At 44.8% G+C, this 507-nt stretch carries 1 pseudogene; it reads right to left on the reverse strand.

The features are described from left to right. Nucleotides 1-507: pseudogene (locus ACYVTD_RS16235) on the reverse strand (THUMP domain-containing class I SAM-dependent RNA methyltransferase); the annotation flags it as partial.

Below are 507 nucleotides of genomic sequence, written 5' to 3' on the forward strand. Positions count from 1 at the left end.
CTTTTTCTATGTACACTCGCACTTCCGCAATTTTAACAGATGAGCTTTCTTCCTTGCGCGTCATTAGCTGTTCCGGGAGGCGGCTTACTTTGTACTTGTCGCAAAGTCTCTGCGCCGCCGCTTTGTGAACTATTGCCTGTATACTTGTTTCCGCTTTTAACTGTGAGCGATTTGTGCGACCCTTTGCAACTTTTAGCCCCATGCCTTTTGGCACAAGCCTCTCCCATTCCGCTGAGGCTGTGCCTTCAAAAAGAGCGTCAAAATCCGTTGCCTTAAAATTGGCTATTTCAAGCAAGACTCTATCGGCGGCGCGAAGACCAATTAACGCTTTGTACAAACCTTTTCTGTCTGCTTTAAAGCGTACTCTGCCGTAAAGAGAATCTTCAACTTTGCGATATAGATTTTTCTCGTCTTTGTCAGCCAATTTTTTTAATTCATTTGAGACAACTTTTTCCGCGCCGACAGAGCATAAGGCAAAAGCGGTTTCTACTTTTTCCAGGATGGGAA

The organism is Treponema sp. R6D11 (genome assembly GCF_054786075.1).